This is a genomic window from Mesorhizobium sp. WSM3879 (assembly GCF_002294915.1).
Classification (GTDB): Bacteria; Pseudomonadota; Alphaproteobacteria; order Rhizobiales; family Rhizobiaceae; genus Mesorhizobium.
In genome coordinates, this window is sequence record NZ_NSFZ01000001.1 from 578,299 (window position 1) to 601,766 (window position 23,468).

The 23,468-nt window shown below is 64.2% G+C and carries 21 protein-coding genes and 1 pseudogene; 15 read left to right on the forward strand and 7 right to left on the reverse strand.

The genetic code is table 11. The features are described from left to right. Both CK218_RS02750 and CK218_RS02755 read right to left on the reverse strand, forming a co-directional pair. A complete protein-coding gene (locus CK218_RS02750; RefSeq protein ID WP_095826769.1) occupies window positions 1-1,791 on the reverse strand; it encodes an NAD(P)/FAD-dependent oxidoreductase in 1,791 nt (596 codons plus the stop codon). A 218-nt stretch (window positions 1,792-2,009) separates the two neighbouring features. Beyond that, window positions 2,010-2,957: a MurR/RpiR family transcriptional regulator gene (locus CK218_RS02755; protein WP_095778765.1), complete on the reverse strand. Its 948-nt coding sequence runs from the start codon at window positions 2,955-2,957 to the stop codon at window positions 2,010-2,012. 272 nt (window positions 2,958-3,229) lie between these two features. Here CK218_RS02755 and CK218_RS31025 point away from each other — a divergent pair, with 272 nt between their 5' ends. The 14 genes from CK218_RS31025 (at window position 3,230) to CK218_RS02820 (ending at window position 17,059) form a co-directional block, all read left to right on the forward strand. Continuing rightward, window positions 3,230-3,427 carry a hypothetical protein gene (locus CK218_RS31025; protein ID WP_245434853.1) on the forward strand — a complete coding sequence of 66 codons (198 nt, stop codon included), beginning with the start codon at window positions 3,230-3,232 and terminating at the stop codon, window positions 3,425-3,427. Beyond that, window positions 3,406-4,062 (forward strand): ABC transporter ATP-binding protein, encoded by a 657-nt coding sequence (locus tag CK218_RS02760; protein WP_245434865.1) that lies wholly within the window; start codon window positions 3,406-3,408, stop codon window positions 4,060-4,062. Before CK218_RS31025 ends, CK218_RS02760 begins: the two co-directional genes overlap by 22 nt. Continuing rightward, complete coding sequence (locus CK218_RS02765; protein ID WP_095826770.1) at window positions 4,059-4,907, forward strand: ABC transporter permease; 849 nt, start codon at window positions 4,059-4,061, stop codon at window positions 4,905-4,907. The genes CK218_RS02760 and CK218_RS02765 overlap by 4 nt, the downstream gene beginning before the upstream one ends. A gap of 84 nt (window positions 4,908-4,991) precedes the next feature. Beyond that, the gene (locus CK218_RS02770; protein WP_067003968.1) at window positions 4,992-6,164 is read left to right on the forward strand and encodes an ABC transporter substrate-binding protein; all 1,173 of its coding nucleotides are present in this window, start codon (window positions 4,992-4,994) and stop codon (window positions 6,162-6,164) included. Window positions 6,165-6,238: 74 nt separating this feature from the next. Further along, window positions 6,239-7,330 carry a Gfo/Idh/MocA family oxidoreductase gene (locus tag CK218_RS02775; RefSeq protein WP_095826771.1) on the forward strand — a complete coding sequence of 364 codons (1,092 nt, stop codon included), beginning with the start codon at window positions 6,239-6,241 and terminating at the stop codon, window positions 7,328-7,330. Between the two features lie 493 nt (window positions 7,331-7,823). Then, window positions 7,824-7,913 (forward strand): K(+)-transporting ATPase subunit F, encoded by a 90-nt coding sequence (locus tag CK218_RS02780; RefSeq protein ID WP_067003971.1) that lies wholly within the window; start codon window positions 7,824-7,826, stop codon window positions 7,911-7,913. A gap of 22 nt (window positions 7,914-7,935) precedes the next feature. Further along, complete coding sequence (gene kdpA, locus CK218_RS02785) at window positions 7,936-9,639, forward strand: potassium-transporting ATPase subunit KdpA (RefSeq protein ID WP_095826772.1); 1,704 nt, start codon at window positions 7,936-7,938, stop codon at window positions 9,637-9,639. A gap of 1 nt (window position 9,640) precedes the next feature. Beyond that, entirely contained in the window at window positions 9,641-9,877 is a 237-nt protein-coding gene (locus CK218_RS02790; RefSeq protein ID WP_245434855.1) for a hypothetical protein, read from the forward strand. Next, entirely contained in the window at window positions 9,874-11,970 is a 2,097-nt protein-coding gene (gene kdpB, locus CK218_RS02795; RefSeq protein WP_095826773.1) for a potassium-transporting ATPase subunit KdpB, read from the forward strand. Before CK218_RS02790 ends, kdpB begins: the two co-directional genes overlap by 4 nt. Window positions 11,971-11,982: 12 nt before the next feature. Then, the gene (gene kdpC / locus CK218_RS02800) at window positions 11,983-12,546 is read left to right on the forward strand and encodes a potassium-transporting ATPase subunit KdpC (RefSeq protein WP_095826774.1); all 564 of its coding nucleotides are present in this window, start codon (window positions 11,983-11,985) and stop codon (window positions 12,544-12,546) included. Between the two features lie 56 nt (window positions 12,547-12,602). Further along, a complete protein-coding gene (locus CK218_RS02805; RefSeq protein WP_095826775.1) occupies window positions 12,603-15,326 on the forward strand; it encodes a sensor histidine kinase KdpD in 2,724 nt (907 codons plus the stop codon). Continuing rightward, a complete protein-coding gene (locus CK218_RS02810; RefSeq protein WP_095826776.1) occupies window positions 15,323-16,015 on the forward strand; it encodes a response regulator transcription factor in 693 nt (230 codons plus the stop codon). Before CK218_RS02805 ends, CK218_RS02810 begins: the two co-directional genes overlap by 4 nt. Before the next feature lie 167 nt (window positions 16,016-16,182). Then, the gene (locus CK218_RS02815) at window positions 16,183-16,446 is read left to right on the forward strand and encodes a hypothetical protein (RefSeq protein ID WP_245299831.1); all 264 of its coding nucleotides are present in this window, start codon (window positions 16,183-16,185) and stop codon (window positions 16,444-16,446) included. Between the two features lie 145 nt (window positions 16,447-16,591). Then, complete coding sequence (locus CK218_RS02820; protein ID WP_095800551.1) at window positions 16,592-17,059, forward strand: NUDIX hydrolase; 468 nt, start codon at window positions 16,592-16,594, stop codon at window positions 17,057-17,059. 111 nt (window positions 17,060-17,170) lie between these two features. Here CK218_RS02820 and CK218_RS02825 read toward each other — a convergent pair whose 3' ends face one another. The 5 genes and pseudogenes from CK218_RS02825 to CK218_RS02845 form a co-directional block, all read right to left on the reverse strand. Then, window positions 17,171-18,010, reverse strand: coding sequence for a citryl-CoA lyase (locus CK218_RS02825; RefSeq protein ID WP_095800552.1), 840 nt, complete (start codon window positions 18,008-18,010; stop codon window positions 17,171-17,173). Next, window positions 18,007-19,190 (reverse strand): annotated as a pseudogene (locus CK218_RS02830) (CoA transferase). The gene CK218_RS02825 and the pseudogene CK218_RS02830 overlap by 4 nt, the downstream one beginning before the upstream one ends. 15 nt (window positions 19,191-19,205) lie before the next feature. After that, window positions 19,206-20,729 (reverse strand): tripartite tricarboxylate transporter permease, encoded by a 1,524-nt coding sequence (locus CK218_RS02835; RefSeq protein ID WP_067318840.1) that lies wholly within the window; start codon window positions 20,727-20,729, stop codon window positions 19,206-19,208. Between the two features lie 5 nt (window positions 20,730-20,734). After that, entirely contained in the window at window positions 20,735-21,271 is a 537-nt protein-coding gene (locus tag CK218_RS02840) for a tripartite tricarboxylate transporter TctB family protein (RefSeq protein ID WP_095826777.1), read from the reverse strand. 120 nt (window positions 21,272-21,391) lie between these two features. Then, a complete protein-coding gene (locus tag CK218_RS02845) occupies window positions 21,392-22,357 on the reverse strand; it encodes a tripartite tricarboxylate transporter substrate-binding protein (protein ID WP_067318842.1) in 966 nt (321 codons plus the stop codon). A 202-nt stretch (window positions 22,358-22,559) separates the two neighbouring features. Here CK218_RS02845 and CK218_RS02850 point away from each other — a divergent pair, with 202 nt between their 5' ends. Then, on the forward strand, window positions 22,560-23,411 hold the full coding sequence (locus CK218_RS02850; protein ID WP_082980771.1) for an IclR family transcriptional regulator: 852 nt from the start codon (window positions 22,560-22,562) through the stop codon (window positions 23,409-23,411). The last annotated feature ends 57 nt before the right edge of the window (window positions 23,412-23,468 follow it).

Below are 23,468 nucleotides of genomic sequence, written 5' to 3' on the forward strand. Positions count from 1 at the left end.
TCACCGTCGCGAATTGCTCGGCTCGCCATAGACCGGCGTCGCAATCCCCTCCATCCGCGCCTTGAGCTGCAGCGCCACGAATTTCGAATAGAAGCGCGACAGCGCGAGATTGCCGCCGTGGAACCATAGCGCCTCCTGGGCCGTCGGCTTCCACATGTTGCGCAACTCGCCCTGCCACGGGCCGGGGTCGCCCTTGACGCCGGAGCCGAGGCCCCAGCACGGCCCGACCTTGTCGGCGACCTCCCGGGAAACGATCCCTGCCACGGTCTCGTTCATCGACTGGTAGCCGGTGCAGGAGACGATCGCGTCGACCGCCAGCTCGCTGCCGTCCTCAAACAGGATACCGGTCGGCGTCAGCGATTTGATGCCGACGCCGCTCTTCACCGCGATCTCGCCGTTCAGGATCAGCTCGCAGGCGCCGACGTCGATGTAGTAGCCGGAACCGGTGCGATAGGCTTTCATGAGCAGTCCGGTCTCGTCCTCGCCGAAGTCGATGGCAAAGCCGCTGTCGCTGAGGCGCTTGTAGAAATCCGCGTCGCGCTCGCGGATGACGTCGTAGAGCGCCCGCTGGCCCTTTGGGACCAGCGCGAAGGGCGTCGAAGCGACGATCATGTCGGCCTTGTCGGTGGTGATGCCCCGCGCCAGCGCCTTTTCCGAAAAGATCTCGAAGCCGACCTCCATCAGCGTGTCGGACTTCACCACCGTCGTCGGCGAGCGCTGCACCATCGTGACCTTGGCGCCGGCTTCCCAGAGGTCGACGCTGACATCGTGGCCGGAGCTCGCCGCGCCGATCACCGCGACGCGCTTGCCGCGGAATTTCTCGCCGGTCGAGTACTGGCTGGAATGCAAAAGCTCGCCCTTGAAGCTGTCCGCGCCAGGCAGATCGATCTGCCGTGGCGGCCCGTAGGCGCCGGTGGCGAAGACGATTTGCTTCGGCTTCAGCGTGATGCGCTCGCCGACGCGGTCGACCACCACCGTCCAGAGCTTTTCGGCCTCGTCATAGGCCGCGCTGATGCATTTGGTGGCGACCCAGTAGCTCAGCTCCATGACGCGGGCGTACATTTCGAGCCAGTCGCCCATCTTGTCCTTGGGCGTGAACACGGGCCAGTTTTCCGGGAACGGAATGTAGGGCAGATGGTCGTACCAGACCGGGTCGTGCAGCACGAGCGAGCGGTAGCGGTTGCGCCAGGAATCGCCGGCGCGCGCGTTCTTCTCGACGATGAGGGTGGGAACGCCGAGCTGCCGCAGACGGGCGCCGAGCATGATGCCGCCCTGGCCGCCGCCGATCACCAGGCAATAGGGCTGCTCGTGCACGCCGAGCTCACGCGCCTCGCGCGCTCTTGCTTCCGCCCAGGTCTCGCGTTCGGGATCAGCCTTATGGCGGATGCCGAGCGGCCGGGCAGGCCCCTTCTGCTCCTCGAAACCCTTGAGCTCGCTCATCGCCGTGAACAGCGTCCGGCAGCGGCCATCCTTGAGCCGCAGGATGCCCTCGCCTCGCGCCACGGCCGTCTCGAAGCTGAACCAGGCCTCGATGACGCCGTCGGCGACGCTTGGCTCCCCGGACAGGCGCCAGTGCGATGGTTGCGTCGAGGAAAGCGTCGCCTTGAGCATCTCGCAGACCGCCGGTTGGCCCTCCATGGTCTTGATGTTCCATGTGAAGGTCAGCAGATCGCGCCAGTAGCAATCGTCCACGAAAAGGTTCGTCGCCGCCTCGATGTCACCCGCCTCGAGCGCGCGGCCGAATGTGCCGAGCCAGGTTGCCGCCTGTTGCGATGGTGCGATGTCGAGCATTGATGTTCGTTCCCTTTCTTCTGTTCGAATTCTTGATCTGAGCCGGCGGCCGGCCTTCCCTTCTCCCCTTGTGGGAGAAGGTGGCCTCGCGAAGCGAGGTCGGATGAGGGGTGCTCCAGGGAACGCCAGCGTCTCACTCCGCTGGAACACCCCTCATCCGTCTCGGCGCTATCGCGCAGATCCACCTTGTCCCACAAGGGGAGAAGGAAGAACCTGCCTCAATCTCCGAGCGGCTCCATCTCCTTCCCCGTCCGATGGATCTGGGCGTTATATTTGATGCGGCGCACCGTCTCGCGCGCGGGGCCGTCGAGCTTGTAGGCGGACGCGACCGCGAGCAGGTCGATGGCCGCGAGGAAGGCGTAGCGCGAAGCGGTCGGCTTCAGCGTGTCGGGATATTCGGGAACCGCCATCGTCAGTTGGACATCGCAGACGCGTGTCAGCTCCGTGTCCGGCGCCGTCACGCAGATCGCGTCGGCGCGATAATGCTTGGCAAGTTCCACCGCCTCGATCACCTCCCGGGTACGGCCGGTCGCCGAGATCGCGATCACCACATCGCCCGGTTTCAGCGTCGAAGCGGTCATGCGCATCAGATACGGATCGCATTGCGCGCTGATGGTGATGCCATAGCGAAACAGGCGATACTGCGTCTCTTGCGCCAGCGCCGATGAGCTGCCGCCAAGTCCGAATACCGTCACTTGCCTGGCCTTGGCGATCAGCTCCGCCGCTTTCTGCAACTGCCCTGGATCGATCTGCCGTTCGGCCTCCTGCAGCGCGCGGCGCGCTTCGCCGAACACGGCGTTCCAGAACGGCATGCCGCTGTCGCCGTTCGTGGGTTGCGGCTTGGTGCTAAGATAAAGCGCGCCGACGACGAGGCTCTGCGCCAGCTTCAGCTTGAAGTCGCGCACGCCGTCGCATCCGATGGCGCGGCAGAAACGGGTGACCGTCGGCTCGCTGACCTGGGCGCGCTGCGCCAGCGCGGCATTCGATGCATCGACGGCATATTTGACGTCGTCGAGCACGACGTCGGCGACGCGACGCTCCGCCGGCCGCAAGTCCGTGTAGCTGTCCTTCACCTGCGAAATGATGTCGGGGAAGCGCCTGACATGATCATGCCGGCCGTCATCCGCGTCGGAAATCCGCAGCGCCTGGCTGTCAGCTTCGGTCATTGGCCGCCCTTCTCTGCCGTTTCTGGACCACCATATTTGCGATTATCCGCCGGCTGGCCATAGGCAATCAACCGAAGTGAGTATGTAGGAAAGTAACACACACTGCAAGCGCGTCAAAACACAGGAGAAATCAGACGCTTATACAAGCTTTGGTCGATTCTGACAGCACCAGATCTTTGCCCGCCGCTTGACAGTAAAGTAGGATAGTTACAGACTGATTTCGCGGACAGAGGGGGCTCCGGCAACCCAATCACGCAGTCTCCGAGGGGAGCATGAATACCGGCATCGCAAGAACGCCGAAGCTCGGCGTGCAGGCAGCGAGCAAGGTTTATACCACGGCCTCCGGCGATCTTCTCGCCCTGGACCGCTGCAGCCTCGACGTGCACGCCAACGAGATCGTCTCCACGTCGGCCCCTCCGGCTGCGGCAAGACCACGCTCTTGTGGTCGATGTCGGGCCTGCATCGTCTGACCAGCGGCGCGATACTGCTTGACGGCAAGGAGGTCACCGGCCCGCGTCCCGAGATCGGTATTGTCTTTCAGGAAGCCAACCTTCTGCCCTGGCGCAATCTCGACGCCAACATCAACTTCCCGTTCGAGATCAAGGGCGAGAAGCCCGATCGCGCCTGGATCGCGCATCTGCTTCATCGCGTCGGGCTCGACGGCTTCGGCGGCAAGTTCCCGCGCGAGCTTTCCGGCGGCATGCAGCAGCGCGCGGCGATTGTCCGCGCGCTGGCGCTGAAGCCTTCCGTGCTCTTGATGGATGAGCCCTTCGGTGCGTTGGACAGCTTCACCCGCGAGGAGATGAACCGCCTCGTCGAGGAGATCTGGCTGGATACCAAGACGACCATCGTTTTCATCACCCACAGCATCGAGGAAGCGATCTTCCTCTCCGACCGGGTCGTGGTGCTGACCGCGCGGCCGGGACGCGTCGCCAAGGTCTACGACGTGCCGTTCCCGCGCCCGCGCTCGCTGGAGATCATGGCCACCAAGGAGGTCTTCGACCTCACCAACCGCATCAAGATGGACATCGTCGGCGAGCGCCGGCCGAAGGCGCAGGAGCAGCTGGAACACAAGAGCGCTGAAATCGTGAGGATCAGACCGTGAGCGGGGGCGACGCCATTCCGGAATTCTCCAAAGCCAAGTCCGGTGACGGCCAGGATGTCAGCCTCACCAACCTCTCCGCCTTCGCCGGCGGCCCAGGCATCAAGTCCGGCGCCGAGGTGGCCGCGATTCTCGTCGTCGCGGTGGTGATCATCGGCGGCATCGAGCTGGCGCTGCGCATCTTCCACGTGCCGCAATACATCATGCCGCCGCCGAGTGCGATCGTTTACGCTTTATTCGACGAGTTCCCGCTGATCGCGCCGCATCTCGGCTACACGCTGGTCGAGCTCTTCTCCGGCTTTGCCATCGGCGCCGTCGTCGGGCTGGTGATGGCGGCGGTGATCACGCAGTTTCCCTTCGCCGAGAAGATCGTCGCGCCTTACATCTTGATTCTCGTCACCACGCCGATGCTGGCGCTGGTGCCGCTTCTCATCCTGCGCTTCGGCTTCGGCTACACGCCGCGCATTATCGCGGTAGCTTTAGCCGCCGGACCGATGGTGATGATCAACGCCGCGACCGGGTTCCGGCGCGTGGACAGCGCCAAGATCGCGCTCGCTCGCTCCTATGGCGCGAGCACCTTGCAGATCTTTTGGAAGATCCGCGCGCCGATGGCGCTGCCGATGATCCTGGTCGGGCTGATGATCGGCGCGATCTTCGGGCTCCTCACTGCGGTAGGTGCCGAGATGGTCGGCGGCGGCTTCGGCCTCGGCAACCGGCTTACCTCGTATTCGTCGATGATCCAGATGCCGCAATTCTTCGCGGTGGTGCTGATCCTGTCGACGCTCGGCATCCTGATCTACGTGCTCTTCTTCCTGATCGGCAAGAAATGGTCGAGTTGGGAGGCATGAGCGCGGACGGATGAGATCGCCCGGGAGACGGGCGAAGGCAAGGGCAAAGCGATCGATAAGGGCAATCAACAAAAGGGGAATGCCATGACTAACGAAAGCTTATTCAGTACAGCGACAAGAGCGGGCATCAGCCGCCGCTACTTCCTGCAAGTGACGGCCGCCGGCGTGGTGACCGCCACCGCGCTCGGCGCATCGGGTCTGAAAGCCAGGGCGGCGGCTTATGAAAAATTCACCTGGATCTCGCCGCGCGGCACGCTCGAAGTGCTGGACGACTATCCCTACTGGTCGGCCAAGAAGGCCGGCTATTTCGGCGACCTCGCCACCGACATGCAGCCGGGTCCGTCGGACGGCACCGCGACGGTCAAGTTCGTCGATGTCGGCCAGGCCGACATGGGCTTCCCCTCGCCAGGTGTCTTCTCCTTCGCCATCCAGAACGGCATGAAGCTGAAGTCGGTGTTCCACATGGGCGCGCGCGACACCTTCAGCATCGCTTTCCGCAAGGGCCAGGGCACCAAGAACCTGAAGGACCTCGAAGGCAAAACGATCCTTCTCGGCTCCGCCGCTTGGCAGGCGATCGTCGATCCGCTGCTTGCCGCGCAGGGTGTCGACATCAAGAAGGTGAAATATGTCGAGGCCGGGTGGCCGACCTGGGGCACCGCGCTCGCCGGCGGCCAAGGCGATGCCGCGCTCTCCTGGGAAGGTCTGCGCGCCGAATGGATCGCCAAGGACCTCGACTTCGAATATTGGCTCGGCGTCCAGAATTCCAAGCTTCCGGCCAACACCTTCGTCGTGCGCGCCGCCGATCTCGAGGATCCCGACAAGAAGGCCTTCCTCGAAAAATATCTGCGCGGCTGGGCGATGGGCCTCGAATTCGGCTACCAGAACCCGCGCGCGGCCGTCGAAGCCGTGTTCGAGCAATTCCCGACCTTGGCCAAGAACCTTGGCCCTGAGCTCGGCACCACCTCGATCCTGCAGCAGATCAACGTCTTCCGCGGTGACATGGACAAGCGCAGTGGCTGGGGCTCGCACGACATGGCGAGCTGGCAGGGCTTTTTCGACGAGATCCTGAAGATCGGCCAGATCACCGCGCCGGTGAAGGCCGAAGACGTCTGCACCAACGACCTGATTCCGACCGCCAACGACTTCGACAAAGCGAAGGTCAAGGCCGATGCCGACGGCGTGAAACTGTCGGAAGGCTTTGCCGCGCTCGACGTCGAGAAGATCAAGGCGCACCTGTTCGATTCCGCCGTCAAGTAAGGCGGGCGCATTGACCATCGGGCGGCGCCTGATGCCGCCCGAGCTACTGTTCAAAGAGCATTGGGGAGGCTGACATGGCCGACAAAGTAAAAATCCTGGTGGTTGGTCTGGGCAATATGGGCGCTTCGCATGCGCGCGCCTATCACCGCTCCGACGGCTTCGAGATCGTCGGCATCATGAGCCGCACCATCAAGAGCAACAAGAAGATCCCGAAGGAGCTCGCCGGCTATCCGCTCTATGAGGATTTCGACTTGGCGCTGAAGGAGACCAAGCCGGACGCGGTCTCGATCAACAGTTGGCCGAACACGCATGCCGAATACGCGCTGAAGGCGATCGCCGCCAACTGCCATGTGTTCATGGAAAAGCCCCTCGCCACCAACATCGCCGACGCCGAGAAGGTGGTGGCCGCCGCGCGGGCCAAGAACCGGAAGCTGGTTCTGGGCTACATCCTGCGCGTCCACCCGTCCTGGATCAAATTCATCGAGGTCGGCAAGACGCTCGGCAAGCCGCTGGTGATGCGCCTCAACCTCAACCAGCAGAGCAGCGGCAGCGCCTGGCACTGGCACAAGAACCTGATCGACTCGCTGATCCCGATCGTCGACTGCGGCGTGCACTATGTCGACGTGATGTGCCAGCTGACCGGCGCCAAGCCGGTGCGCGTGCACGGCATCGGCGCCAAGCTCTGGGCCGAAGCCGACAAGCAGAATTATGGCCATCTGCACGTCACTTTCGACGATGGCTCGGTCGGCTGGTATGAAGCCGGCTGGGGCCCGATGATGAGCGAGACCGCTTATTTCGTGAAGGATGTGGTCGGCCCGAAGGGCGCCGTTTCGATCGTCGCCGGCCAGTCCGCAAGCAGCGCCAAGGAAGCCGAGGAGGTATCGGATTCCGCCGACATCGACCGCCACACCAAGACCGACGCGCTGAAGATCCACTACGCGCAGGTCGATGGCGACAAGAACTTCTCGAAGCCCGACGAGATCGTCAGCATGGAGGACGAGCCCGGCCATCAGGAGCTTTGCGACCGCGAGCAGGCCTTCTTCCTGCGCGCCATCCGTGAGGACCTCGATCTGACCGAGCAAATGGATGCCGCCGTCAACAGCCTGCGCATCGTTTTGGCCGCCGAACAGAGCATCGCGGAGAAGCGGACCGTCGAGCTGACCTGAAGCTCCCGGTCACCTGCCGCGCAACCCCTAAGCCCTTCGCGGATGGGTAGTCCGCCGGCGGCGTGCCGATCGGCATGCAGCCAGTCGGGCCGCTAGGGAGCGCTCTCCACGCAGTCGGAAGAGGAGATGCCGTGCAAGGACCGACGGCCGGCCAACTAGCTTCCGGATCTTTGGAACAGCACGTCGCCCTCCGCCTTCATCCGCGTGGCGTCAATTTCCTATAAGATTCCTATATCTTTGCTCCCCGCCTCGTCTCGAACCTTTATGGCGGTCGGGTTCATATTCCCCTCGAAAACACTTTTATCGCCATCGCCGCCAAGGTGACGGGCGGTCCTGTGCAATTTTGAACTCGACCGTGTCGGGGTGCAAACACAAGCCGAAACAAGGAATGCCTGCAATGGACCTCGTTGTTCTCGGGATGGGGATTTTGTTCTTCGTCCTGTCCTTAGCTTACGTCAAAGCCTGCGACAGAATCTGATCGAAGGGTCTTACAATGCTTTTCGACTACGTCCTCGGCGGCGCGGTGACCTTGTTCTTGCTTGCCTACCTCACCTACGCCCTCATCCGCCCAGAGCGCTTCTGATCGGCATACGGAAAGTCAGTTCATGACACTCAACGGCTGGATACAGATCCTCGTCTATTGTGGGATCCTGCTTTTGCTCGTGAAGCCGCTCGGCGGCTACATGCACCGCGTCTTCAAGGGCGATCGTACGTTGCTGTCGCCCGTGCTTGTCCCGATCGAGCGCGGCCTCTATCGCCTCGCCGGGACAAGCGAGAAGGAAGAACAGCACTGGGCCGCCTACGCCACCGGCATGCTGCTTTTCAACCTCGCCGGTTTCCTCGTGCTTTATGCCTTGCAGCGGCTGCAGGGCGCGCTGCCCTACAATCCCGCCGGGATGGCTGAGGTCGAACCGGAGCTCGCCTTCAACACCGCGGCGAGCTTCGTCACCAATACCAACTGGCAGAACTACGGCGGCGAAAGCACGATGTCCTACCTCGTGCAGATGGCCGGCCTCACCGTCCAGAACTTTGTTTCGGCCGCCACCGGCATTGCCATTGCGATCGCGCTGATCCGCGGCTTTGCCCGCGCCTCGGGCAAGTCGATCGGCAGTTTCTGGGTCGACCTGACCCGCTGCACGCTTTACGTGCTCCTGCCGGCCTGCATCGTGCTGACGCTCGTCTATGTGTGGCTCGGCATCCCGCAGACGCTTGGACCCTATGTCGACGCCACCACGCTGGAAGGCGCCAAGCAGACGATCGCGCTCGGCCCAGTCGCCTCTCAGGTCGCCATCAAGATGCTTGGCACCAATGGCGGCGGCTTCTTCAACGCCAATGCCGCGCATCCTTTTGAGAATCCGGACGCCATCTCGAACCTGATCCAGATGCTGTCGATCTTCGCGCTCGGCGCCGGTCTCACCAACGTCTTCGGGCGGATGGTCGGCAGTGAGCGCCAGGGTTGGGCCATCCTTGCCTCGATGGGCGTGCTGTTTCTCGTCGGCGTCATCGTCTGCTACTGGGCCGAGGCCGCCGGCAGTCCGCTGGTGCATGCGCTCGGCATCGACGGCGGCAACATGGAAGGCAAGGAGACGCGCTTCGGAATTGCGTTGTCGGCGCTGTTCGCGGTCATCACCACGGCCGCCTCGTGCGGCGCCGTGAATGCCATGCACGATTCGTTCACCGCGCTTGGCGGCATGATCCCGCTGATCAACATGCAGCTTGGCGAGGTCATCGTCGGCGGCGTCGGCGCCGGCTTCTACGGCATCCTGATGTTTGTCGTCATCGCCGTCTTCGTCGCCGGCCTGATGGTCGGCCGCACACCGGAATATCTCGGCAAGAAGATCGAGGCCAAGGAGGTCAAGATGGCGATGCTTGCCATCCTCTGCCTGCCGCTGGCGATGCTGATCTTCACGGCTATCGCCGTGGTCCTGCCGAGCGCGGTGGCATCGATGGCCAATGGCGGTCCGCACGGCTTCACCGAGGTGCTCTATGCCTACACATCGGCGGCCGCGAACAACGGTTCGGCCTACGGCGGACTGACCGGCAACACGCCCTGGTACAACATCACCATCGCGATCGGCATGCTGATGGGCCGCTTCCTGGTCATCATTCCGGCTTTGGCCATCGCCGGCTCGCTGGCCACGAAGAAGACCGTGCCTGCTTCCGTCGGCACCTTCCCGACCGACGGCATGCTGTTCGTCGGCCTCCTGGTCGGCGTGATCGTCATCGTCGGCGGCCTCACCTTCTTCCCGTCGATCGCCGTCGGTCCGATCGTCGAGCATCTGGCGATGATCCGCGGACAGACTTTCTGAGATGACCATGCCCTGGTTCAACAACATACGTCGGCACGATCGTCACCAATCCGGTGACGGAACGCCCGATGACGGAGGGGACGAGAAGCCTCGTCCTTTCCCGACGCTCTCCACCTTCCTCGGCATGGCGGCCGTGCTGTTCGTGCTGTGGCTGCTGGCCTCCGGCCTTCCGCATCTGTTGCCGAAGACCGAACACCCGGCGCCCTCCAACAACACCGATACTGGAGTCCTGAAATGAGCCAGTCCAAATCCGCGAGCATTCTGGATGCCAGCATCCTGATGCCCGCCATCGGTGGCGCTTTCCGCAAGCTCGATCCGCGCACGCTGATCAAGAACCCGGTGATGTTCGTCGTCGCCATCGTCTCAGCACTCACCACCGTCCTGTTCGTCAAGGATGTCATCACCGGCGGCGGCGATCTCGGCTTCACCTTGCAGATTATCATCTGGCTGTGGTTCACCGTGCTGTTCGCCAACTTTGCCGAGGCCGTGGCCGAGGGGCGCGGCAAGGCGCAGGCGGACTCGCTGCGCAAGGCGCGCACCGAGACCCAGGCCAAGCTGCTCGTCAACGCCGAGGATCGCGGCAAGTTCAAGTTGGTGCCTGGCACCAGCCTGAAGGTCGGCGACATCGTGCTGGTCGAAGCCGGCGACATCATCCCTTCCGACGGCGAGGTGATCGAAGGCGTGGCTTCCGTCAACGAGGCGGCAATCACCGGCGAATCCGCGCCTGTGATCCGCGAATCCGGCGGCGACCGCTCGGCCGTCACCGGCGGCACGCAGGTGCTGTCCGATTGGATCCGCGTGCGCATTTCCGCCGCCTCCGGCCAGACCTTCCTCGACCGCATGATCTCGCTGGTCGAAGGTGCGGAGCGCCAGAAGACCCCGAACGAGATCGCGCTTAACATCTTGCTTGTAGGCATGACGCTGATCTTCGTCCTGGCCACCGCGACCATCCCGAGCTTCGCCTCTTATTCCGGCGGCTACATCCCGGTGACGATCCTCGTCGCTTTGTTCGTGACACTGATCCCGACCACGATCGGCGCGCTGCTTTCGGCCATCGGCATTGCCGGCATGGATCGCCTGGTGCGTTTCAACGTGCTTGCCATGTCCGGCCGCGCCGTCGAGGCTGCCGGCGACGTGGACACCTTGCTCCTCGACAAGACCGGCACCATTACGCTCGGCAATCGCCAGGCGACCGAGTTCCATCCGGTGAAGGGGGTGACCGAACAGGAACTGGCCGATGCTGCTCAATTGGCCTCGCTGGCTGACGAGACGCCGGAAGGCCGCTCGATCGTGGTGCTGGCGAAGGAAAAATACGGCATCCGCGCCCGCGATATGGCGACCTTGCATGCCACTTTCGTGCCCTTCACCGCGCAGACCCGGATGAGCGGCGTCGACATCGACGGCTCGTCGGTGCGCAAAGGCGCGGTCGATGCCGTGCTAGCCCATGTCAATCAAGCAACGGTGGCAAGCCATGGCACGCGTCCGACAAGCGACACCATGCGCGACCTGCAGGCCAGGGCCGACGAGATCGCCAAGGCCGGCGGCACGCCGCTGGCGGTCGAGCGCGACGGGCGCCTGCTCGGCGTCGTCCACCTCAAGGACATCGTCAAGGGCGGCATTCGCGAGCGTTTCGCCGAGCTTCGCAAGATGGGCATCCGCACGGTGATGATCACCGGCGACAATCCGCTGACCGCAGCGGCCATCGCGGCCGAAGCCGGCGTCGACGACTTCCTCGCCCAGGCGACGCCTGAAAACAAGCTGTCGCTGATCCGCGAGGAACAGGCCAAGGGCAAGCTTGTCGCGATGTGCGGCGACGGCACCAACGATGCGCCGGCGCTCGCCCAGGCCGATGTCGGCGTCGCCATGAACACCGGCACGGTCGCCGCGCGCGAGGCCGGCAACATGGTCGACCTCGACAGCGATCCGACCAAGCTGATCGAGATCGTCGAGATCGGCAAGGCGCTGCTGATGACGCGCGGTTCGCTGACCACCTTCTCGATCGCCAACGACGTCGCCAAGTATTTCGCCATCATCCCGGCCATGTTCGCCGTGTTCTACGTCGCGCCCGGCCAGTCGGTAGGCCCGCTGCAGGCGCTCAACATTATGCATCTGGCGACGCCGCAGAGCGCCATTCTGTCGGCGATCATCTTCAACGCGCTGATCATCGTCGCGCTGATCCCGCTGTCGCTGAAGGGGGTGAAATACCGCGCCATCGGCGCCGGCGCGCTGCTCACCCGCAATCTTCTCCTCTACGGCCTTGGCGGCATCATCGTGCCGTTCGCCGGCATCAAGGCGATCGACCTGATCGTCACGGCTCTTGGCCTGGCATAGGGACCCATTCCGATGTTCAAGCAACTCAGACCCGCTATCGTCATGATCGTTTTCTTCACGGTGCTGACCGGCCTTATCTATCCGATCGGCATGATCGGCATCGCGAAGGCGCTGTTTCCCAGGCAGGCCAATGGCAGCCTGATCGAAAGGGATGGCAAGGTTATCGGCTCCGAACTGATCGGCCAGGCCTTCGCCAGCGACCGCTATTTCCGCGGGCGGCCGTCGGCCGCCGGCGACGGCTACAACGCCGCCTCCTCCGGCGGCTCGAATCTCGGGCCGACCAATGCGAAGCTGGTCGAACGCATCAAGGCCGACGCCGACAGGCTGAAGGCCGAGAACCCGAACGCACCGGTTCCGATGGATCTCGTCACCACGTCTGGCAGCGGCCTCGATCCCGACATCAGCCCGGAGGCGGCCTATTTCCAGGTGCCGCGGATTGCCAAGGCCAGGGGCATCGATGAAGCCAAGGTGAAATCGCTTGTCGACGGCCATGTCGAGGATCGCGAGCTGGGCTTCATGGGTGAGCCGGTGGTCAATGTGCTGGCCCTCAACATGGGGCTCGACGATCTCAAATAATCAGCACTCGCAGCGGGGATCGACACGATCCCCGGTGCAATCCATGATTGGACTTGATGCCGGACGACAGGACCAACTTCGAGAACAGACCTTCTCCCGACGCGCTGCTCGAGCACGCGGAGCGGGAGGGCCGCGGCCGTCTGCGCATCTTCCTTGGCGCGGCGCCCGGCGTCGGCAAGACCTACGAGATGCTGTTGGCAGGCCGCGCCCGGCGCGCCGACGGCATCGACGTCGCGATCGGCGTCGTTGAAACGCATGGCCGCAAGGAAACCCAGGCGCTGGTCGAAGGCTATGAGGTGATCCCGCGACGCGAGGTCGAATACAGGGGCCGCGTCCTCGACGAGATGGACATCGACGCCATCCTGAAACGGCGGCCGGAGCTGGTTCTGATCGACGAGCTCGCGCACACCAACGCGCCCGGCAGCCGTCATCCCAAGCGCTATCTCGATGTTCAGGAAATCCTGTCGCAGGGCATCGACGTCTACACCACGCTCAACATCCAGCATGTCGAAAGTCTGAATGACGTCGTGGCGCAGATCACCCGCGTCAGGGTGCGCGAAACCGTTCCGGATTCCATCATCGACGAGGCCGACGACATCGAGGTCATCGACCTCACCCCGGACGACCTGATCAAGCGGCTGCATGAAGGCAAGGTCTATTTCCCGCAAACCGCTCAGCGCGCGATCGAGAACTATTTTTCGCCTGGCAATCTGACGGCGCTTCGCGAGTTGGCGCTGCGACGCACCGCGCAGCGCGTCGATGAACAGCTCCTCAGCCATATGCAGTCCCACGCCATTCCGGGACCGTGGGCGGCCGGCGAGCGGGTCCTTGTCTGCGTCGACTCGCGTCCGGACGGGAGCGCTCGTATCCGCTACGCGCGCCGGCTCGCCGATCGCCTGCGGGCGCCATGGACGGCGCTGCATGTCGACACGCCTCGCCTGGCCGGCATGTCCGAAGAGGACAAGGACCGGCTGGCGACAAACCTGCGCCTTGCCGAACAGCTCGGCGCCGAGGTGGCGACCATCCCGGGCCAGAACGTCGCCCAGGACATCGTGCGCCATGCGACGGCGAACAACTTCACCCATATCGTCATCGGCAGGCCGACCCGCTCGCGCTGGCGGGAACTGATCGAGGGCTCGCTCACCTATGACCTGATCCGCAATGCCGGCGACATCAGCGTCCATGTCATTTCGGGCAAGGAGCGCGATGCCGACATGCCGTCGGCCCGGGTGAAGGCCGCGCCCGAGCAGAAGCCCTTCCAGATCTGGCCCTATCTGTTCTCGACGGCCTATGTCGCCGGCGCGGTGGCCGTCAGCTCGATTCTCGATCAGTTCCTCGATGTCCGCAATCTGGCCAGCGTCCTGCTGCTGGCGGTGCTGACTTCTGCGGTGACGTTCGGACTCTGGCCGGCGCTCTACGCTTGTTTCCTGAGCGCGCTTGCCTTTAACTATTTCTTTCTCGAGCCGCGCTATACGTTCACGATCAGGGATCCGGAGAGCATCGTTGCCTTCGCGGTCTTTCTCGTTGTCGCAGTCATCGCCAGCAATCTGACGGCGCGCGTCCAGCGCCAGGCGGTCGCCGCCCGCTCACGCGCGCGAGCCACGCAGGACATCTACTCGTTCTCGAAGAAGCTCGCCGGCGCCGGCACGCTTGACGACGTGCTGTGGGCCACCGCCTTCCAGATCGCCTCGATGCTGAAAGTGCGCGTGGTGCTGCTTCTGCCCGAGAATGGAACGATCACCGTCAAGGCCGGCTATCCGCCGGACGATACGCTCGCCGAGGCTGACATCGCGGCGGCCCGCTGGGCCTGGGAACATGATCGCCCCGCCGGCCGCGGCGCCGATACGCTGCCCGGCGCCAAGCGCCTCTATCTGCCCTTGCGAACAGGCCGGACAGCGGTCGGCGTCGTCGGCCTCGACAACGACAAACAGGGCCCTTTGCTGACCCCCGAGCAGCAGCGCCTTCTCGACGCGCTTGCCGATCAGGCGGCGGTCGCCATCGAACGCATCCAGCTTGTCGCCGATGTCGACCGCGCCAGGCTGGCGGCGGAAGCGGACCGGCTGCGCACGGCGCTGCTTACCTCGATCTCGCATGACCTGAAGACGCCGCTGGCCGCCATCATGGGTGCCGCCGGCACGCTGCGGGAATACGCGGCCGCCCTTCCCGAAGAGGACCGCGCGGAACTCCTGTCGACGGTGGTCGACGAATCGGAGCGGCTCAACCGCTTCATCGCCAATCTGCTCGACATGACCAAGATCGAGTCCGGCGCCATGGAGCCGAACTACGCCCTCCATTATGTCGGCGATATCGTCGGCTCGGCGCTCGATCGCGCTCGCAAGATCACCGGCGAGCACCGCATTAACACCGACATTCCGCCGGACCTGCCGATGCTGCGCCTCGACCCGGTGCTGTTCGAGCAGGCGCTGTTCAACCTCCTCGACAATGCCGCCAAGTATTCCGCGCCCGGCTCGACCATCCGCCTGCAAGGCTGGGTCGACAACGGCTCCGTCATCCTGCAGGCCATGGACGAGGGACCAGGCATCCCGCCCAACGACCTCGAACGGATCTTCGACACCTTCTATCGGGTGCGCAAGCGCGACCAGGTCCGCGCCGGCACGGGTCTCGGCCTGTCGATCAGTCGCGGTTTCGTCGAGGCCATGGGCGGCAGGATCTCGGCGACGAACCGTACCGACCGGCCCGGCGCGATCTTCACCATCCGCATGCCGGTGCCGCAGGAAATTCCGGACCTTGCCGTGGCCAAAACGGATGACGCCGCATGACCGGTCAGAACGTCAGCATCCTGGTCGTCGACGACGAACCGCCGATCCGCAGGCTGCTTCGGGTCGGCCTCGGCAGCCAGGGCTATGCCGTATCGGAGGCACCGAACGCCAAGGCAGCGATCGAGCTCATGCAGGCGCAGCGGCCCGACCTGATCCTGCTCGATCTCGGCCTCCCGGGGATGACGGGCCTCGAACTGCTCGGCAAATGGCGTGACGACGGCCTCGACATTCCGGTCGTCATCCTATCGAGCCGCACCGACGAGGCCGGCATCGTCCAGGCGCTCGAGATGGGCGCCGACGACTATGTGACGAAACCCTTCGGCATGAACGAGCTCGTCGCCCGCATCCGCGTGGCGCTGCGCCACAAGTTCCAGCAGCAGGGGGAGAAGCCGGTGTTCCAGGCCGGAGACCTTTCGGTCGACCTGGTGAAGCGCATCGTCAAGGTAGAGGGTAAGGAAGTAAAACTGTCGCCGAAGGAATACGATATCCTGCGCATGCTCGTGCAGTATGCCGGCAAGGTTCTGACCCATCAGTTCCTGCTGAAGCAGATCTGGAACGAGTCGACGGACGTGCAATATCTCAGGGTCTATGTCCGCCAATTGAGGCAGAAGATCGAGAAGACACCGGACCAGCCGCGCTACATCATCACCGAGACCGGCGTCGGCTACCGTTTGCGCGAGGTCGATTGAAGGAACCGGCGGGCATCATCAAACCGATCGAGGCTGTGCCGAGATCGGTCGCTTGAACCATGGTAGATCCGCACAAACATCCTATATTACGGCAAGGTTTCTGTTTTTCGTGCGGGAAGGAAGCGATGTCGCATCCTCGGCTATCGGCGGCTTTGATTGCCGCGGCTTTGTCGACTGCCGCCCTTTTGGGCGCGGCTTCATATGCCTCCGCGCAGGTCGTCATCCCCACAGACCGCAACGCCCTGATCCAACATAACGAGCTGCAGGCGCTCCGGAACCAGCTGCAGCGACGACAGTTCCAGCAACAGCAGCAGCTTTACCGCGAGCAGGACCGGCAGATCGTTCCGAAGGCTCGCCCTGAAGTGCCGATCGTCAAGCAGAATTGCCAGTCTCAGGTGATCGGCACCACGATTTCGCGCGTCTGCCGCTGACATTTTTCTTTTTTGGGTTTACTTAGCCGACTTACTGTCGGCAGCGAGCCGCCTTGCATGGGCGGCGGTTTTGGGATTTGCAGGAGCGAGATTTTTGCCGTGCGGATAGCGTACGGCAGGAATGCCGCTTTGATCGGATTTGGGGATGGCAGCAGCCAAGAAGAAAGCAGTACGCAGGGCAAAGAAGGGAGAGCGGATCCGCCAGGTGGCGGCCATCCCCTTTCGCCTACGCGGCGACGGCCAGCTTGAAGTCTTGCTGGTCACCTCGCGCACGACCAAACGTTTCATTGTGCCCAAGGGCTGGCCCATGAAAGGCAAGAGCGGGCGCAAGGCGGCCGCGATCGAGGCCCAGGAAGAGGCGGGCGTGCTGGGCAAGGCGCTGAAGCAGCCTGCCGGCGGCTACTCCTATTGGAAGCGCATGGCCAGCCGTTTCGTCCGTGTCGACGTGGTCGTCTACCTGCTCGAGGTCAGCGAGGAGATGGCCGACTGGCGGGAGGCCGTGAACCGTCAGCGGGCTTGGCTGCCGGCGGCCGATGCGGCCCTGCTGATCGACGAGCCCGAGCTTTCCACGCTGCTGAGGGATTTGACGGCCTTGGTGACCGATCCGGCGTAAGACGATGGCCTGGCGCAATTCCACGAAAGTGTGACACGGCATCCGTCAGGAATTCCGTCACAACAAAATGGATGGAATGGTTCGCCGTTTTCCGTGGAACGGTGAAACGCTCTAATCGGAGTCGCCAGGAAACGGCCGTGCCGGGGTGCCGCTATAAGCCCACAGCCATTCTTTGGGCAGAGGTCCCTTGTTGCGGTCGCTCTCCTGTGATTGCTCCCAGGCATGCGCCAGTATGCCTACCGAGCGCGACAGCACGAAGAGGCCGCGCGTCAGTGGCGGCGGGAAGCCAAGCTCGCCATAGATGACGGCCGTGGCGCCATCGATGTTGAGCGGGATCGTCTTGCCCTTGCGTGTCGCCACCTCCGCCTCGATCGCCTCGGCAATGTCGGCAAAGCGCCCGCTGACGACGCCGCGACCGGCGAAGTCGCGCGTCAGTTCGATGAGGCGTGGCGCCCGCGGATCGATCGGGTGGAAGCGATGCCCGAGGCCGGGCACGTAGCCCTTTTCCTCGGCGAAGAACCGGTCGAGCCGCGCACTCACCGCTTCGGCGAGGCTCGCGCCACCATCGATTGCGGCGGCGATGTTGCCATAGAAGGAAAGCGCCTGCTCGCCGGCCCCGCCATGCACGTCCCCCAGCACATTGATGGCGGAGGCCATGGCGTTGTTGATGCCGACGCCGCAGGTCGCCGCCATGCGCGCGATCGCGATCGACGGCGCCTGCGGGCCGTGGTCGACGGCGGCCCCGAGCGCGATGCCGAGCAGCGCCGCCTGATCGTCGCCCGGCAATTCGCCGCGCAGCATAAGCCAGATCATCGCCGGAAAGCTGACCCGGCCGATCAGATCCTGGATCTGGTAGCCGCGCAGCCGGATCACGCCGGGCTGCATCTCGATGATGCCGGTCCGCCACCACTCCTCGCCGCGGTCGCGGCCGGTCTTTTTGTCCGCGCTCATGCCCGCGCCCTCCCCTTGCCGCGCGCCGGCAAGCTGGCGAACACGTCGTCCATATGCGCGCCAAGACGTGGCGGAGGGCCGGCTGGCACGGGAGCCGCACCGTCGACCATAAAGCCGCCGCGCACCACCGTGAGCGGGTTGTCCAGTCCCGGTATCTCCTGGAAGCGCGTCGTCATGCGGCGCTCGATGACCTGGCGTTCCTGCAGCACTTGCGGGATCGTCAGCACCCGCCCGGCCGGCACGCCGGCGCGGTTGAGCTTTTCTTCCCAGACCGCCGCAGGAGCGCCGGCAAGCGCGTCCTCGATGAGCGGCTTCAGCGCTGCCCGGTTCCCTTTGCGCGTCTCGCGTTCGGCGAAGCGCGGATCCGAAGCCAAGTCTGGGCGGCCGATCAAGCCGCAAAGGATCACGAACTGCTCCTGCTTGTTGGCGGCGATGTTGAGCAGGCCCTCGCCGGTGCGGAACGCGCCGGAGGGCGCGGCCGTCATGTTCTCGTTGCCCATGGCTTGAGGCTGGACGCCCGCCGTCAGATAGTTCGACACCGGCCATCCCAAGGCCGACAGCGTGCATTCGAGCATCGACACGTCGAGGAAGGCGCCTTCGCCGCTGGTCTTCTGCCGCACCAGCGCCGCAGCGATGGCGAAGGCCCCGACCAGTCCGCCCAGCGTGTCGGCGACCGGATAGCCGACGCGCAGGGGCGCCGTTTCCGGCGTGCCGGTGATGCTCATGATCCCGGACAGCCCCTGGATGATCTGATCATAGGCTGGGTTGCCACGCATCGGGCCGGTCTGGCCGAAACCCGATATCGCGCAATAGACGAGGCTTGGCCTAACCTCCTTCAGCTTCTCGTGGCCGAGGCCGAGCCGATCCATCACGCCCGGCCGGAAATTCTCGACCAATGCGTCCGCCGTTGCGACCAGGTCGAGGAAGCGCTCGCGGTCGGCCTCCTGCTTCAGGTCGAGCACCACCGATCGTTTGCCGGCGTTCTGCGCCAGGAAGGATGCACCCATGCCGGCTTTGTTGAGCTCCGGCGAGGCGCCAAGCTGGCGCGCGAGATCGCCGCCCGCGGCGCCTCGACCTTGATGACGTCGGCGCCGAGCAGCGCCAGCTGGTAGGCGCAGTAAGGACCTGCCAGCACATTGGTGAGGTCGAGGACGCGTATGCCTGAAAGCAGGTCTGTCATGATGCTCCAGATCGGTCAGGCATCGCCCGGCACATGCTCTGGTCCGCGCGTGCGCCGGCGTTCGATCCAGGCCCAGATATGCGGGCCGACCAGACCGATGAAGGCGAGCGTTAAAAGCGTCAGCGAGAGCGGGTGCCGGTAGAACACCGTCCAGTCGCCATTGGCGATCGTCATCGCCCGGCGGAACTGCGTCTCGGCGAGCGGCCCGAGGATCATGCCGATGATGACCGGCGCCGTAGGAAAATCGAAGCGGCGCATCAGGAAGCCCGCCGCGCCCAGCAGATAGAGGATGATGAGATCGATCGGCGACTGCGAGATGCCGTAGGTGCCGACGGTGGCGAACACCAGAATGCCGGCATAGAGCTGCGGCGCCGGGATCTTGAGCAATCGTACCCACAGGCCGATCAGCGGCAGGTTGAGGATGACGAGGATGACGTTGGCGATGAAGAGACTGGCGATGAGGCCCCAGACGAGATTGGCCTGCGTCGTCAACAGCAGCGGTCCGGGATTGATGCCGTAGCTCTGGAAGGCCGACAGCATGATCGCCGCCGTTGCCGAGGTCGGGAGGCCAAGCGTCAGCATCGGCACCAGCACGCCGGCAGCCGACGCGTTGTTGGCAGCCTCCGGCCCGGCGACGCCTTCGATGGCGCCGACCGTGCCGAACTCCTCCTTGTGCTTGGAAAGCTTCTTTTCGATGGCATAGGACAGGAAGGTCGGGATCTCGGCCCCGCCGGCGGGCAGGGCGCCGATCGGGAAGCCGATTGCCGCGCCCCTGAGCCACGGCTTCCACGAGCGCGCCCATTCGGAAGCAGTCATGTAGAGCGAGCCCCTCAGCGGCACGATCTCGTCCTTCCCGGCATAGCGGCGCGAGGCCACGTAGAGAGTCTCGCCGACCGCAAAGAGGCCGACCGCGACGATGATGACGTCGACGCCGTCGAGCAACTCGCCCATGCCGAAGGTGAAGCGCGGCTGCCCGGTCTGCAGGTCGACGCCGATCATGCCGATGACGAAGCCGACGAACAGGCTGGTAAGTCCACGCACAGAGGACGAGCCGAGCACCGCCGAAACGGTGATGAAGGCGAGCACCATCAGCGAGAAATATTCCGCCGGCCCGAAAGCCAGCGCCAGCTTGACCACGATCGGCGCCAGGAAGGCGACGCCCAGCGTGCCGAGGGTCCCGGCGACGAACGAGCCGATCGCGGAAGTCGCGAGCGCCGCGCCGCCGCGGCCCGAACGCGCCATCCGGTTGCCCTCGAGCGCGGTGACGATGGTGGCACTTTCGCCCGGTGTATTGAGCAGGATCGACGTCGTCGAGCCGCCATACATGGCCCCGTAATAGATGCCGGCAAACAGGATGAAGGAAGCTTCCGGCGCCACCTGGTAGGTGATCGGCAAAAGCAGCGCGATGGTCAGCGCCGGCCCGAGCCCGGGCAGCACGCCGATCGCGGTTCCGAGCGTCGTGCCGAGCAGGCACCACAAGAGATTGGTCGGCGTGAAGGCGACCGCAAATCCGTGCGCGAGATAACCGAGCGTGTCCATCGTCCTCAGCCCCTTCCCATGCCGACGAAGGCGCTGATCAACGCGTTGAGCTGGTTCTCGATCAGGCCGGCCCCGATGTTGACGCCGAGCGCTCTGGCGAATCCGAAATAGGCCGCCAGCGCCAACATCAGGCCGAGGAGCGCATCGCGCAGCGGATGCCGGCTGCCGAAGCCGAAGCAGACCAGCACGAACATGATCACCGAGGCGGCTGTGAAGCCGAGCGGCTGGATCAGCACGAGATTGGCAACGAGCCCCGCGACCACGAAACCCATCGCCTTCCAGTCGGTCGGCGTCTCCTTTTCCTCGTCCGGCTGCCAGCCGCCACGCAGGGCGGCGACGATGAGCAGCAGCGACAGGATCACCATGCCGGCCATGGTCATGTAGGGGAAGACCTTCGGGCCGACCTTGGAATAGAGCGGCGAAACCGGGATCGCCAGGGTCTGCCAGGCAACGGCCCCGGCGCAGGCAAGAAGCCCGACGCCGATCAGCAATTCGGGTATGGCAAGGCGCGGCGGTGACGCCTGCTGGTCGCTGGTGCTCATGATCTCCTCCCCGGAAGCCGGCCTTCCACTGCCGGCTTCGCCGCAGTTTCATTGAACCGTCGCATGTCCGCTGTCTCGAAGAAGGCGATGCAGCCTCCTTCGAGATCAGGCAGGAGGCGATCAGGCGAGGCCGAGATCCTTGAGGATCGCGCCGATGCGTGTCGTGTCCTCGGCGACGAACTTGGCATAATCGTCGCCGGTCAGCAGAATCGGCGTCCAGTTGCGGTTCTTGCACTCGGTCGCCCAGGCCTCGCTCTTCGCCATGGTCTCGACCATCTTGATCATCGCCGCCTTGTCTTCGTCGGAAACGCCGGGGGGTGCAAAGACGCCGCGCCAGTTGAACAATTCGACGTCGATGCCGGCCTCTTTCAATGTCGGCGCGTCGATGCCTTCCTGGCGCTTGTCCGACGAGATCGCCAGCAGCCGGAGCGCGCCCGCCTTGACCTGCTCGGAGAATTCGCCATAGCCGGAAATGCCGGCCGCGACCTGGTTGCCGAGCAGCGCCGACAGCGCCTCGCCGCCGCCGGCGAACGGCACATAGGACAGGTTGGCGGCAGGCACGCCGGCCGTCTTGGCGATCAGGCCGAAAAGGATGTGGTCGGAACCGCCGGCCGAACCGCCGGCCACCGGAACCTTCGTCGGATCCGCCTTCAGCGCCGCGACGAAATCATTGGCCGTCTTGAACGGCGAGGCTGCCGGCACCACCAGCGCCTCGAACTCGCCGGTGAGGCGCGCGATCGGCGTCACTTCGGTGAGATTGTTGGCGGCCTTGTTGGCGATGATGGCGCCAACCATGACCATGCCGGCAACCATCAGCGCGTTGCCCTTGCCCTTCCACTGGTTGACGAATTGCGGCAGGCCGACCGTGCCGCCGGCGCCGCCGACATTGGTGATCTGCGAGCCGGAGATCAGCTTTTCGGAGCGCAGCACCTGATCGATCGTGCGCGCGGTCTGGTCCCAGCCGCCGCCGGGGGCCGCCGGCACGAAAATTTGGATTTGCGGGGCGTCCTGCGCAAAGGCGGGTCCGAAATGCAAAGCCGCGAAGCCGGCGGCGGTGGTCGACAAGAATCTGCGTCTGTTCAGCATGGGATTCCTCCAAATCACGACACCTCCTCCGGTGCCTGCCAAGACGTGGCCTGAATTAAGACCCGCATTTGAGTTCAAGCATTTGTTACCGCGTTCTGTCACGGGAATGCCATTCTGCTGGACAGAACGCATAGGATCGGACTAAATCCGCATGTCCAGGGTCATTCCCGGATGGGCGACCACCATGAAAATCGTCACCGCAATGACAGACCTCCCTCCAAGCCAGGCTCCGGCCGACGGCGTTGCCGCGCTCGACCGGGCAATCGCCATCCTCGACGCGTTCACCATTGCCGACCGGTCGCTCGGCCTCGCCGAGATCGCGGCCCGAACCGGTCTCTACAAGAGCACGATCCTTAGATTGGCCAACTCGCTGATGCGCGGGCAATTGCTGGAGCGCCTGGAGGACGGACGCTATCGCATCGGACCGGCGACCTTTAGGCTTGGCGCGCTTTACCAGCGCTCGCTCGTGGCGATGGATATCCTGTTGCCGATCATGCGCGATCTCTCCGAGCGGAGTTGGGAAAGCGTCGCCTTCTATGTCCGCTCGGGCGACGTCCGCACCTGTCTCTACCGGGTCGAGTCCAAGCACCCGATCCGCTACACGATACGGGAAGGTGACGTGCTGCCCTTGCTGGTTGGTTCGGGCGGCCGGGTGCTGGCCGCTTTCTCGGGAGAGCAGGGCGAGCCTTACGAGACGATCCGGAAAACCTATAGTTACATTTCAATCGGTGACCGCGATCCACAGACTGCCGGCATCTCCGCCCCTGTCTTCGGGCCGGGACGGACACTGCTCGGCGTGCTCACGCTCGCCGGTCCGAACACGCGGGTCGACGCGGCCTTCCTCACCCGCATGAAGCGGCCGCTGCTCGAAGCTGCAGCCCGCGCCACCCGCGCTTTTGGCGAAGATGCATCCATGCTGGATGCGGCAAGCCTCGACACGCCGCCGGAGCCCACAACGGATCCGGGTTTTGGCGAGCATCAAATTCGAGTTTCCGGCACGCAGCAGGCCAATGTCGCCGAGCTTCGGGCAGGTGGACGCTCAAGCGACGGTTAGCTCTTGCCAATCGCGTCCCTTGGCACCAATCTCGGCTCGACGGGCCGCTCATCGGGT